This window comes from Pantoea sp. R102 (genome assembly GCF_004916815.1).
GTDB classification, from domain to species: domain Bacteria; phylum Pseudomonadota; class Gammaproteobacteria; order Enterobacterales; family Enterobacteriaceae; genus Pantoea; species Pantoea dispersa.
Genome location: NZ_SDFT01000068.1, coordinates 37,452 through 50,124 on the forward strand (window position 1 = coordinate 37,452; position 12,673 = coordinate 50,124).

Annotated in this window: 7 protein-coding genes; 3 read left to right on the forward strand and 4 right to left on the reverse strand. The window is 56.6% G+C overall.

What is annotated here, in order from left to right:
• Positions 1-89: 89 nt before the first annotated feature.
• On the forward strand, positions 90-2,021 hold the full coding sequence (locus ERD80_RS09025) for an aliphatic sulfonate ABC transporter substrate-binding protein (RefSeq protein WP_136546627.1): 1,932 nt from the start codon (positions 90-92) through the stop codon (positions 2,019-2,021).
• Positions 2,022-2,526: 505 nt separating this feature from the next.
• Here the strand turns inward: ERD80_RS09025 and ERD80_RS09030 are convergent.
• The 3 genes from ERD80_RS09030 to ERD80_RS09040 all read right to left on the reverse strand — a co-directional run bounded on the left by ERD80_RS09030 (position 2,527) and on the right by ERD80_RS09040 (position 7,472).
• Positions 2,527-3,498: a ParB family protein gene (locus ERD80_RS09030; protein WP_021508799.1), complete on the reverse strand. Its 972-nt coding sequence runs from the start codon at positions 3,496-3,498 to the stop codon at positions 2,527-2,529.
• Positions 3,499-3,505: 7 nt separating this feature from the next.
• On the reverse strand, positions 3,506-4,705 hold the full coding sequence (locus tag ERD80_RS09035; protein ID WP_058776156.1) for an AAA family ATPase: 1,200 nt from the start codon (positions 4,703-4,705) through the stop codon (positions 3,506-3,508).
• Between the two features lie 1,837 nt (positions 4,706-6,542).
• The gene (locus ERD80_RS09040) at positions 6,543-7,472 is read right to left on the reverse strand and encodes a RepB family plasmid replication initiator protein (protein WP_021508802.1); all 930 of its coding nucleotides are present in this window, start codon (positions 7,470-7,472) and stop codon (positions 6,543-6,545) included.
• 480 nt (positions 7,473-7,952) lie between these two features.
• Between ERD80_RS09040 and ERD80_RS09045 the strand changes: the two genes are divergently transcribed.
• Both ERD80_RS09045 and ERD80_RS09050 read left to right on the forward strand, forming a co-directional pair.
• A complete protein-coding gene (locus tag ERD80_RS09045) occupies positions 7,953-9,329 on the forward strand; it encodes an aldehyde dehydrogenase family protein (RefSeq protein ID WP_136546629.1) in 1,377 nt (458 codons plus the stop codon).
• Between the two features lie 53 nt (positions 9,330-9,382).
• Positions 9,383-9,967 carry an NTP transferase domain-containing protein gene (locus ERD80_RS09050; RefSeq protein WP_021508804.1) on the forward strand — a complete coding sequence of 195 codons (585 nt, stop codon included), beginning with the start codon at positions 9,383-9,385 and terminating at the stop codon, positions 9,965-9,967.
• Positions 9,968-9,988: 21 nt separating this feature from the next.
• Here the strand turns inward: ERD80_RS09050 and ERD80_RS09055 are convergent.
• Positions 9,989-12,673: molybdopterin cofactor-binding domain-containing protein (locus ERD80_RS09055; RefSeq protein WP_136546631.1), on the reverse strand; the 2,685-nt coding region annotated here is incomplete at its 5' end.

Below are 12,673 nucleotides of genomic sequence, written 5' to 3' on the forward strand. Positions count from 1 at the left end.
GCATATGCAACTGCTTATGCTTTTTTCCTGCTGTTCATTGCCACTTGCCGGGTTTAGCGTGATGGCAGACCTTTACAGGAGCCACCCTCATGCTGACACCTTACAATCAACCGGATTCACCTCGCCTGGTCGACCCGGCATCGCTGGCTTTCCAGTCGCTGCTGGATAAATTCGCACCCACCGACGCCACGGTACTGATTGTGGGCGAAACCGGCACCGGCAAAGAAGTGGTCGCCCGTTATCTGCATCACCACAGTCCACGCCGGCATGCCCCGTTTCTGGCCGTCAACTGCGGCGCCCTGACGGAAAGCCTGGCAGAAGCTGAATTGTTTGGACATGAGAAAGGTGCCTTCACCGGCGCGACTCAGGCGCACCCTGGCTGGTTTGAAGCGGCGCAGGGCGGCACGCTGCTGCTGGATGAGATCGGCGAACTGAGCCTGCCGCTGCAGGTTAAACTGCTGCGCGTCCTTCAGGAGCGTGAGATCACACGCGTGGGTTCACGCAAGGCCATTAAAATAGACGTGCGCGTTATCGCCGCAACCCATGTCGATCTGGCGCAGGCAATTCGCGAACGGCGTTTTCGTGAAGATCTGTTTTATCGCCTGAACATCGCCGTTGTTCCCCTGCCACCGCTGCGCCAGCGTCGCGAGGACATCCCGCTGCTGGCACAGCATTTCCTCTCCCTGTACGCACGCCGCCTTGGCCGTCCGGCGCGTCGCCTGTCGCCTGACGCGCTGGAAGCGCTGCGCGATTACAGCTGGCCCGGCAATATTCGTGAGCTGGAGAATACGCTGCACAATGCAGTGCTGCTCAGTCGCGATGAGACATTGACACCGACGCAGCTGCGGCTGGCAGGTTACAGTGAACGCGCATACAGCGAAACGGACGATTCGACGCTGGATAGTTTTCTGCGCCAGCAGATTACACGCGAACCGCAACAGCTGTTTGATCGGGTGATTCAGAGTCTGATCAGTAACGCACTGGAAATAGCGGACAACAATCAGACGCAGGCCGCCACGCTGCTGGGCATTAGCCGGCACACGCTGCGCACGCATCTGGCACAGATGGGCGTCATAAAAGGGCGGCGTAAGTCTGCCGTCATAGCCTTCGCGCACGCCAGCGGGGCCGCGCGCCCTGAACGCGAGTTGCGCATCGGCTTTCAGAAATTTGGCAATCTTGGCGTGTTGAAAGCGCGCCAGACGCTGGAACATTGCTTCAACCAGCAGGGTATCAGCGTGGTGTGGAGCGAGTTTCCTGCCGGTCCGCAACTGTTGTATGCGCTGCAGAATAATGAGATTGATTTCGGTACCACCGGTGAAGTGCCACCTATCTTCGCTCAGGCCAGCGGTAACGCCGTGACTTATATCGCCTGGGAGCCACCCGCACCGGGCAGCGTCGGGATTGTGGTGCCACGCGACAGTACTATCCACAGCCTGGCAGATTTGCGGGGTAAGCGTATCTCGGTCAATAAAGGATCGAATGTTCACTGGCTGCTGTTGCAGCTGCTGGAGGAAGCCGGCATCGGTCTGGATGAAATTAAAGTGGTGTACACGCCGCCGAAATATCCGCTCACAGCCAGCGATTATCTGGCCGTTGATGCCTGGATGATGTGGGATCCGCTGCTGAGTGCCGCAGAAAGCAACGCCGATTTGCGCGTGCTGGAGAAGGGCGAAGGCCGGGTGCGCAACCACCAGTTTTATCTGGCGCGCCATGATTATGTGCAGCAGCATGACGATATCGTGCAGCAGCTGGTAACGAGCCTGCAGCAAACCGGGACCTTTATCGATAATCATCGCCATGAAGCCGCCACTATGCTGGCGCAGGAACTGGGGCTGGAGTTCGCAGCCGTGGAACGTGCCTTATCCCGTCGCAGCCACCAGACCCGGGCCATGGTTTTCCACGTCATCAAAGAACAGCAAACTATCGCTGACCGCTTTTATGCGCTCGGTTTGATTCATAAACCGGTGCGCGTGCGTGATGCAGTGTGGCAGTCGCCCAGCCAGACGGCGCTTATGGCATAGCGGCTATAGTGAAAGTTATCCACGTTTTCTGTGGATAACACATTGAATATCGTCTGGCTAAATCCCCGTTTTCTCACGACAGCATGAAGATTTGCTGTGAAATTCGGGCGATTTCAGCCTGAAATCCTGCAGATAAAAACCCTATTTTCAAACGGTTAGGGGTGAAATCGCCATGGCGAATGTCACCTGATTCCGGCAAATCTCGTTAAGGATTCTCCCTGCTGGTTTCACTGTTGCTTTAGCATCCAGCAAAGCTGGCCATCATCAAAGCTTCAACCGGCGATGGCGCGGTTTCACCGTATTACATTGCTGAGCTGGCGATTTCAGCCTGAAATTCCGGCTAAGGTTGATTTGATTTCATGCACTTAGCGCTGAAATCATGCTGGCGAAGGATGAAATTTTGGGGGGGAAATCAGGTGGGTGAGGTAACAATCTGTAGCGGCACGGTACAGGATGTACGGGATTGTGCTGCTACAGATTGCTTATCATCAGAGGTGAAGCGCTATTACTGATTGAGATACTTATTCAGCGTCTCGGTGATAACGCGATCCAGCTCTTCCTGTAACTCTCTGGACTGACGGTTAAACTCGTAGCTAAACATGCGTCCGCGCGTTTTTTTGCGGGCGTAACGGTCTTTATCCGCGAAGGTCCACAGCGGTGTCGCCACCACTTTATCTTTAGCCGGCGCCTGCACCAGTGTCTGGCTGCCGTTACGGACCAGCCGCAGGATGCCATTCTTGACTTCATCTTCCGCCAGGCCTTCACGCGCACAGACGCTGTCCACATCCATACCGATGGTTTCAATCAGAGCGTCTACCGTCTGACCGGTTTCCTGCAGTTTTTCGTAGGCCTGCAACAGCGTTTTGTAGTCAGGATAGGTCAACTCTGAATGGTTCGGGAACAGGGTGACCAGCTCCAGCGGCACACTGGCAGCCTGCAGCGCGCGGGTCACTTTTGCCTGTGACAGCCCTTCACTTTGCGCAATCTCTTTTTGCGACAGGCCGCTGTCTTTCAGTGACATCAAACGCATGCCGACTTCACGCAGATTATGCTCACGCGCGGTCTGGATATCCTGCGCCAGACGACGGGCTTCTTCGGCAGAGATGGCAACGTCGGTAACCAGCACATCCAGCCCGGTTTTACAGTGCAGCGCGGCCGCCCGACGACGCGAACCATCGAGGATTTCAATCCGATCGCCACGCTTCACGCCGATGGCCGGGAAGAACTGCTGCAGTTTAATGGTACGGATGATATCGCGCAGTGACTCTGGCGTGAGACCGGACTGGTCACGGCCGTTGGTTTCCATCACCACGTACGTACGTTCTTCTATCTCTTTAGCCGTGATGTGTTCCAGCGTGAACAGGGCGCGTTTACCGGTGGAAAGGATAAACGTCTGGGAGTGACCATCCTCGCTGGGTTCATTTTGTAACGGGCTCTGGCTGAAGGTGCGGCCAATAGTGATTCTTTTTGCGCTCATAATAACCTCAGTTCAGGCGGATAAATTCAATACGATCAAAGACGGCTTTGGCAAAGTCTTCTGCCGCTGAACGCGCGTTTTTCAGGGCTTCGCTGCTGCCAACATAGGTAGATGGGTTAGCGGAGATAACCGTATCGAACGATTCACCGCAGCGTTCAAAGCCATCCAGCCGAGGCAGCGCCGCATCCAGCATATCGCCGCCAAATATCTCTTTCGCCAGGCTGTGACACATCTTGTGGTCCGCTTTATTCGACAGCTTGGACATAAAGCCAATGTTGCCCTGCAACCTGCAGGTGGCTCCCGACTCTTCGATGATGTCGATAAGCTCGGGCAGGCGCGTCAGATACTTCAGCGTGGAGTGGAAATCAACCTGTGCCGGCGGCACCGGCGTCATCAGCAAATCGGAAGCGGCAATGGCGTTTTTCAGGAAGGCATCCAGATGTGGGCCGCTGTCAATAAAGATGAAGTCGTAATCTTTTTTCAGCTTAGCCACCACGTTTTCATACAGCACCGCATGCACGTTTTGCTGCGGAAGATGCTCCGCACACAGCTCTTCCCAGCGTGAAGCAATGAAAGCGTCATCGATTGAGGCGGGCAGTACGTCAACGCCAGGAATAATCGACGGCACAATAAATTCACTTTTCAGCTCTTCGCGGCTGACGTTTTGCAGCATCGCCTGAGCTGCTGTGGCCTCAACCAAACCGACCGAACGTTCATGATTCAGGAACATGGTGGCCGAAGACTGCGGATCGAGATCGATAACCAGGATACGTAAATCTTCAAACAGCAGGTGCGGATGCGCGCGCAGCGCGTGCGCCAGCGATACCGTTGAAACGGTTTTAGACACGCCGCCTTTCAGGTTACCGACAAACAGCGTAAACGCTTCAGGATGGCGATCGCGGTATTTCGGGACGCCGCGATGATGGTAGATGTCGATAATATTTTGGATCGACATCGCGTACTTGGTGGAACTGCCGGCCGCACGCTTATCAAACGGATAGCCGTTTTCTTCCATCTCGTTAACCGCGTAATCGACACTGGCGCGCGTCAGCTTGGGCAACTTGGCTAACGCCGCTTTGGCATAGACCTGGTAAAAAGTATTCTCGTGTAACTCTTCTTTTTGCGCCTGAATCTGCTCCGTCAGGCTCATCAGCATTCTTTCTGAGCGTTGAGCGACTTTCAGAACCTGCTTCTCATCGTTAGCCATACTTGCTCCACACATGTAGGATTTATGACTTTATACCGAAATCCTGCACATGAGGCAAATCTATCTCATCTGTTCATCATCGGCTCGCGTTGTAAAAAGACCTTTTGCAATAGGGGGTTAAACCAGACGTTCACTGCAGTCAGTAGTGCGCGTTGATTGTTTACCCATCAATTGATGAAAATGTGCTCGGCGTAAGGGCGGCACTCTGCCACTGTTCACTGTAATCAGTAACTGGCATGTCTGGCTGAGGCGGTTAATCACGGTGAAATACTGCGCGCCGTTACCTGACAGAGCAGTCCGCACGTTCACTGTAATCAGCGGGTGGCGAAAAGGAATGAACTGCGTTCACTGTACTCAGCGTAACATTCACTGCAATCAGTAACCCTGCCGTAAGATTTACTGTAATCAGTAATTCTTAGCGCAGGGACAGCGCCACCGGCGCCAGGATGAGCCAGTGCGCAAAAGTAAATGTTCACTGTAGTCAGTGGTTCCGCGCATCATCCGCTCAACAAATGGTCAGGATTCACTTTAGTCAGCACAAGCCCACTACATTCCTCCCTCACTTACTGCCTGCAATGCACGGTGTGAGGGGGGCCTGCCGGCCAGTGAGAAGGGGAGAAGCTGCACACGATGAGAATTAAGCGGTTTGCGATTGTGGGCTGGCGAGCATCGCCTGCAGGATGATTGGGTAGCGTCGCGGCGAGCGCCGTGCAGTGCCATGTTAAGGGCCGCCTTACTGGCGGCAATATGCCAGCGCATCGATTGATGCAGGTATGAGATTCACTGTAATCAGTAAACTGCGACGTCGATGCCAGCGACATTCACTGTAGTCAGTAAACTATGAATACCTTTTCGTCAATGTTCACTGTAATCAGTAATGTGACCGCGAGCAGATATTCATAACCTGATCGCTGCGGCGCATTCACTATAGTAAGTAAAAGGAAAAGCGTGTTTAAGCCTGAATTGCTGACCTGCCTCACTGAGCATTCACTGTAATCAGTAAACCCGATCATCTTTATCGCGCCAGGTTGAGAGATGGTCGCGCAGCACTGGGAAGGGCACTCAGCTACCAACATTCACTGTAATCAGTAGCCGACCTGGCGCGCGCTGCGCTTTGAGGCAGCAAGACCTGACAAACACGTTCACTGTAATCAGTAAATGCCCGCTTAGCCTCAGCCCGATAACGTTCACTGTAGTCAGTAGCTGGCTTTCCCTTCCATGCAGGCCAGTGCCTGCGGTGAGGGCAGGGGAGTGTGGAGAACGTTCACTGCAATCAGTAACGCAGAGAGCCGTTTCGTCATGAAATGACGTTCACTATAGTCGGTAAACCGTCCCACGATTCACTGTAATCAGTGATAGTGACCAACCCTGTCACTTTTACTGGTTACTTTTACAGCATAATTACTGAATACAGTGAATGTATTACTGTATATCGCTTATTACGTTTAATTTTCAGTCAGATACGATAAAGCCTTCACTGTAATCAGTGAGCTCGTGTGCTTACGTGTTCACTGTGGTCAGCAGAATCGCCCGGCAGACCAGACATTCACTGTAATCAGCCAGACTGGCTCTTAAGGCACAGACCAGATGTCTGTCAACCCACCTGGTAAGTACCCACTATCAATAAAAGCGCTGTTCCGCATAGAAAGGAAGGTTGGAGGGTTTTTACGGAAAAGGCGATACCTGCAGCGACCACTGATTACAGTGAATGCTACCGATTACAGTGAACAGATTAGGTTGTGCTTATTACAGTGAATGAGGGGAAAGCAGAAGTGTCACTTTTAGGCTCAGTGACACTGCGGGAAGAGGGCTGACTGATTACAGTGAATGGGTGAAGTCAGTCTTCGAAATCGAGGTCTTCCAGCGAATCGATACTTTCCAGATTGCTGATGCCATCGAGTTTCGGCGTGCGACTGTGGATGATGAAAAACACCGAACGGCCGCGTTTCACTTCGGAATAGTCGAGGTAGCCAATCTCTTTCAGCTGCTCCATGGCGCGCCGCACCACATGGTTTTGCGTGGTGGTTTTTGAGCCGAGATTAAGACGCATGCGTAAGCGCGCCAGGGAGATAGGCGCCGGATTAGTGGGCAGGCTTTCCAGGTAAGTATACAGCGCCTGCGCCGACTCCTTACGCTTGAGGCGCGAGATAGCACGCAGCTGCAGCAGCACCTTGTGGTCGAAGTTATACAGCTCAAACAGCTTAGGATCGGCCTGAATACGCACCAGATCTTTCTCACGATCGTAGTAAGCCGACTGCACCAGGTGCGTGTGGTAGGCTTTACCATTCCCCTCAAACGACAGGGTATTGGTCGCGATGCGTCGCAGGGAGGCGTCAAGACGCTTACGCAGCGCCGCGGACGAGTTGGCCGAGGGAATACCGCACATTTTGACGAAGTCGATAAACGGCAGCGTGACGGTGTCGCCCTTCGACGGATAACGCGAAAAAGACTGAATGATACCGGCCCAGGTTTTGAAATCATTATCCATATCCAGCCGTGCGCCGGTGATGGTAATCTTTTCATAGCCTTCCGCTTTCACCAGCGACAGGTTTTTGAGCTCTTTGGTGGCATCGGTTGAAGCCATCGCGCCGGATTTCCCGCGCGCCGTTGACTTCAGGGTAGGAACAAACAGACCCAGGCGCATCAGTGCGACCGGTTGCACGGTGTTATTTTTATTGGGATGAAGCTGAATAACTTCACCACTGTTTTTCGTCACCGACAGAAAAGGTTCAAGTAACGCCTTGTTTTCACTCTCTTTATCTGCCATAGCCTGAGATCTTCATTCTGTGGATGAAAAGGATCGGTATCTGATTACAGTGAACATTAACACTGTTTATAGTGAACATTCTACTGTCTATAGTGAATAAAGTACTGACTATAGTGGATACTTTACTGATTATAGTGAACATGATCACCTTCTCAGCCCTTGTCGGGTGCGGCCTGCCGCGATCGGGGATCTCTTAGGATCTCTTTTAGATCTCTTTATGATCTTTCTTTAAGATCTAATCACTGTATAAGTGGATAACCCGTTGAGGCGACTGATGCTGATAAGCGTAACCTGCAGAATATTCGCTTACGTCTTTAAATCACCCTGTGAGGGTGGAAAGTGAAAATCTTCAGGCCTACGCTGCCTCTCAATTCATTTCAGGTGAACAACTTGCTCTCATCTATTCATTTTTCATCACCTGATGGCTGGCGTAAGGTAGACCTCACTCTGATCAACCCGATTATCTGACGAAGGCATCCTATGACTGATCACGTTATTTCACGTAATCCCACCAGCGGCGAAATCATTGCCACTTATCCCCTGCAGAGTGCAGCCGAGCTGGAAACGGCTTTACAGCAAAGCGCCAGCGCCTTTGCGCAGTGGCGTAACACAGAGATGGCACAGCGCGTGAAGGTACTGCGTCAGCTGGGTGAGCAGCTGCGCCAGCGTCAGGATCAACTGGCTACGCTCGCCACGCTGGAAATGGGTAAACCCATTGCGCAGGCGCGTGCCGAAGTCCTGAAATGCGCCAGCCTGTGTGACTGGTATGCTGAACACGGACCGGCAATGCTGGCCGATCAGCCCACGCTGGTGGAAAACCAGCAGGCCTGGCAATCGTTTCGTCCACTCGGTGTGATCCTGGCGGTGATGCCGTGGAATTTTCCTTACTGGCAGGTCCTGCGCGGCGCGGTCAGCATGCTGCTGGCGGGCAACACCTACCTGCTGAAACACGCTCCAAGCGTCATGGGCTGCGCCTGGCTGATGCAGGAACTGTTTGCTGCGACCGATTTGCCGCGCGGCGCATTCAATGTAATCAACGTAGATAACGACGGTGTCTCTGCTGCCATAAAAGATCCGCGCGTCGCGGCCATCGCCGTAACCGGAAGCGTGCGCGCGGGTGGGGCTATCGCCGCTCAGGCCGGTGCGGTACTGAAAAAAACCGTGCTGGAGTTAGGCGGCGCCGATCCTTTTATCGTGCTGGCGGATGCCGATCTGGATGCGGCAGTGGCCTCAGCGGTCACAGGACGCTACCAGAACAGCGGGCAGGTGTGTATGGCAGCCAAACGCTTCATCATTGAAGAGAGCATCGCAGAAGCGTTTGAGGCGCGTTTCAGCGCAGCCGTGCAGGCACTGAAAGTGGGCGATCCGCTGCAGGAAGAGACTTATATCGGCCCGATGGCACGCTACGATCTGCGTGATGAACTGGATCATCAGGTGCAGGAAACCCTGCAACAGGGTGCACGTCTGGTGCTGGGCGGCCACAAGATCGAGGGCGTCGGCAACTATTATGCGCCAACCATTCTTGCCGACGTCACGCCCGCGATGACCGCTTTTCGTCAGGAGATCTTCGGGCCGGTGGCGGCGATCACCGTCGCGCGCGATGCGCAACATGCACTGCAGCTGGCGAATGACAGCGAGTTTGGCCTGAGCGCCACCGTGTGGAGCGGCAATGAAGCGCTGGCGCAGGAACTGGCAGAGCAGCTGGAAACCGGCGCGGTGTTTATCAACGGCAACGGCGCCTCAGATCCGCGCGTCGCGATCGGTGGCGTGAAAAAGAGTGGTTATGGCCGCGAACTCTCCAGCTTCGGCGTGCACGAGTTCTGTAACATCCAGACGATGTGGAAAAACCGTCGCTAACCCGGCCGGGGCGCGCCATACTGTGCGCCCCAACTTCCGGAAGCCATCCTTGTATGCAGACGCCAGGCATCCTCATTCTTGCTGCCGGTCTCGGCAGCCGCTTTCGTCAGGCCGGCGGTACCGGGCACAAACTGCTGGCACCGTATCCTGACGATAATGGCGTGCCTCAGCCGCTGCTGAAGCTGACGCTGCAGCAGGCGCAGCGCAGCGGTTTGCCGCTTCTCCTTATTATCCGGCCGGAAGATCGCGCCATTCAACAGCTGGCACAGCAGTGCGGCGTCGCGACCTGCACTATTGCCAGCGCCGGCAGCGGTGAAAGCATTGCCGCTGGCGTGCGGGCCACCGCCCACTGGCATGGTTGGCTGATCGTACCGGGTGATATGGCGTGGGTGAGGGCGGAGGATCATCAATGCGTGGCGCAGGCGCTGCGCAACGGCGCGCCGCAGGTACGGCTCAGCTGGCAAAACCAGCCGGGCCACCCGGTGGGATTTGCCGCGCACTATGGCGCGGCGCTCGCTCAACTGCAGGGCGACAGCGGTGCCCGCGCGCTGCTCGATCCGGCCATTCTCATCACTCTGCCGGCCCATCAGGGCACGATCCGCGACGCGGATCTGCCACGATCCGATGCAAGCCGCTGACCGGCAGCACGCCTGACTGGGTCAGTGGCTGCCGGGATTAGCGCGTACCTGCGCCACTTTTTCGCTCAGATTCTGCCACGCCGGTTGGTCAGGTGCGTAGCGCTGGCGCAGCCAGGCGGCAATATCCGCAACCTGCTTATCCGACAAACTGGCGGCAAAGCCGGGCATATAACCGAGCGCATCGGTTGCCGGTTTGTCGATACCGTGCAATACCACCTGTAACAGATTATCCGGCGTCGCGCTGGTTATGCTGCTGCTGTTGGCCATCGATGGGCTGACGCCAAACAACTGCGGTCCGCCCTCGCTGGCGCTGTGGCAGGCCTGACAGGCACCTTTAAACAGCCGTTCCCCCGTAGCAGTGTTCCATGCCGGTTTTGCCACTGGCGCAGCGACAGGGCGCGCTGCCTGACCATTAATGTCTGCCAGATAGCTGGCCATGGCGCGCACATCGGCTTCCGGCAGGGTGGCGAGATGGCTTACCACCGGTGCCATCGGTCCGGCGGCAACGCCGTGCTGCGCATCGTAACCACTACGCAGGTAGTTATACAGCGACTGCGCGGTCCACGGCTGCGGGGCTTTATTCAGCTGATTGAGAGCGGGCGCTTCCCAGCCGTCCACCCAGCCACCGGCGAGGAAATTGTCCCCGCGTTTTTCCGCGCCCAGCAGATTACGCGGCGAGTGGCAGGCACCGCAGTGTCCGGCTCCGTTCACCAGATAGGCACCGCGATTCCATTCGGCGCCTTTGCGGGGGTCAGGCTGGTATTCGCCGCGCCCGAGGTAGAGCGCGTTCCAGCCCGCCATCAGGAAGCGCAGGTTATAGGGAAAGCGCATCTGGTTCTCTGGCGGTGCCTGATGTACCGCCGGCTGCGACATCAGCCAGGCGTACAGCGCCTGCATATCGCCTTCGCTCAGCTGGCGAAAGCTGGTGTAGGGAAACGCCGGATAGAGATGATGGCCGTCGCGGCTGATGCCCTGGCGCATGGCGCGATCGAAGGCGTTAAATGACCAGCTGCCGATGCCGGTCTGTTTATCCGGCGTGATGTTGGTGGTGTACAGCGTGCCAAACGGTGTCTCCATCTTCAGGCCGCCAGCATTGGTCGCGCCGCCTTCCGTGGTATGGCATACCGCGCAGTCACCGGCGGCGGCCACCTGACGGCCGCGTTCCAGCATCTCCGCCGACCAGCTTCCGGCGGCCGGGGGTGTCACGGGCGCAATCGGTGCGCGCCACGGCAGCGCGTTGATCGCCACGCCAGCGGCGAGACCGAGCAATCCTGTTACGCCACCCAGCGCCCATTTTCGGCTACGGCGGCGGGCGGTGCTGACCGGCGCGGCCAGCTGTGGCTCCGGCTGTGGATCGGGGCCGTTCAGCGCCTGACGCAGTTTGTCAGCGGTAATGGGCAATTCGCGAAAACGGATACCGGTGGCATCAAACACCGCGTTAGCGATGGCCGCGGCGCTGGGCACCGACGCGGATTCCCCCGCGCCGAGCGGCGGTTCGTGCGGGCGCGGCACCATCATTACGTCGATATCCGGCACTTCCGGAAACGTCAGGATCGGGTAGCTGCCCCATTCCTGGCTGGCGATCAGGTTGCTTTCAATCGTCACCTGTTCTTTGAGCACCCGGCTGGTGGACTGAATGACATTGCCGTGAATCTGATGCTTTACCCCTTCCGGGTTGATCATCATGCCGGCATCATGGCCCACGGTGATACGCGTAACGGCGATCTCGCCGCTCTGCTTATCAATCGCGACATCCGCGACCCAGGCAGCCCAGGCGGCGCCGAAGCCGGGAAATTTGCTGTGAATATAGCGTGCGTAGGCAAAACCGCGTCCGCGCAAAATGCCGGGTTCGCTGGCGGTCTGCTGAATGGCGGTGCGCGGCGTCCAGTCTGCGCGCGCAGCGGTGGCGCGCATTAGCTCGGCGGCGCGATCGTCCTGAATGTAGCGCAGCCGGTACTCCACCGGATCTACGCCTGCCGCGTGGGCCAGCTCATCCATATAGGATTCATGGGCAAAGGTGTTGGGCAGGGCTGAAACGCCGCGCATCCACGAGGCGCGCACAATCGGCGCCATGTCCTCAATGGTGACGCGCAGATGGGGAAAATCGTAAGGTGGAATGGAGGTGCGATCGCCCATTTCATACGCCAGCGCCACCGGATCGACGCGGCCGGTCAGCAGCAGCGCAAGGGTGGGTGCGCCGTTGGACGGATAAGACGTAGTGAAATCATACACCTGCGGATTGCCCTGCGCGTCCAGCCCGCCATCCACCTCCATCAGCTGTGCAGTGCCTTTCGGCTCCCAGACGTGTTCCTGGGCGCGCGTCAGCTGTACCCGCACAGGCTGGCCTACTGCGCGTGACAGTAGCGCCGCATCGGCGGCCACGTCATCGGCGCAGTTGCGACCGTAGCAACCGGCAGCTTCCATGCGGTTCACTTCAATCGTCTCTTCCGGCCTCTCCAGCAGCCATGCCAGATCGGCGCGCAGCAGGTGCGGGTTCTGCGTGCCGCTCCACACCTGCAGCGAATCGGGCTGATAGTCGGCCACCGCGCAGGAAGGGCCAATCGACGCATGCAGCTGATAGGGCCAGACATAGCTGCGGGTAAAACGCTGCGCGACATTCGCCAGCGCGGCATCCACTTCACCGCTGTCATGCACCACGCGCGAAGTGCGGGGATTATCACGAATAGCCTGTTCGATATCGCGCAG

Excerpts from the sequence above, each read along its gene's own strand:
- ERD80_RS09045 (WP_136546629.1), top strand. The coding sequence starts at position 7,953 with ATGACTGATCACGTTATTTCACGTAATCCCACCAGCGGCGAAATCATT.
- ERD80_RS09035 (WP_058776156.1), bottom strand. The coding sequence starts at position 4,705 with ATGGCTAACGATGAGAAGCAGGTTCTGAAAGTCGCTCAACGCTCAGAA.
- ERD80_RS09040 (WP_021508802.1), bottom strand. The coding sequence starts at position 7,472 with ATGGCAGATAAAGAGAGTGAAAACAAGGCGTTACTTGAACCTTTTCTG.
- ERD80_RS09050 (WP_021508804.1), top strand. The coding sequence starts at position 9,383 with ATGCAGACGCCAGGCATCCTCATTCTTGCTGCCGGTCTCGGCAGCCGC.
- ERD80_RS09030 (WP_021508799.1), bottom strand. The coding sequence starts at position 3,498 with ATGAGCGCAAAAAGAATCACTATTGGCCGCACCTTCAGCCAGAGCCCG.
- ERD80_RS09025 (WP_136546627.1), top strand. The coding sequence starts at position 90 with ATGCTGACACCTTACAATCAACCGGATTCACCTCGCCTGGTCGACCCG.